Annotated in this window: 1 protein-coding gene; it reads right to left on the reverse strand. The window is 56.6% G+C overall.

Going from position 1 to position 366, the window contains the following annotated elements; genetic code table 11:
• Positions 1–36: 36 nt before the first annotated feature.
• Positions 37–366: IS30 family transposase (locus C5P05_RS00395; RefSeq protein ID WP_114967980.1), on the reverse strand; the 330-nt coding region annotated here is incomplete at its 5' end.

Consider the following 366-nt stretch of genomic DNA (forward strand, 5'->3'; position numbering starts at 1 on the left):
GGGCGCTCTCAAATCCAAGTGCAACACAGCGGTAGTTTATGGGATGGTTTGCGCTGAGTCTTCAAGCTTGGCAAGCCAGGCACTGTAGACCTCATACGGTGTGCACCAGTCCAGCGTTTTCCTGGGCCGGCCATTCATCAGATCGGCAATCGCATCAAGCTGCTCCTGGCTGTAGACAGAAAGATCTGTGCCCTTGGGCAAGAACTGGCGAATCAAGCCGTTGGTGTTCTCGTTGGTGCCCCGCTGCCATGGGCTGTGCGGATCACAGAAATACACCGCAATCCCGGTATTGGCGCTGAGCTGCTGGTGATGGGCCATCTCCTTGCCCCGGTCATAGGTCAAGGTCTTTCGCATGGGTTGCGCTAC

Source organism: Rhodoferax ferrireducens, assembly GCF_003347515.1.
Taxonomy (GTDB): domain Bacteria; phylum Pseudomonadota; class Gammaproteobacteria; order Burkholderiales; family Burkholderiaceae_C; genus Rhodoferax.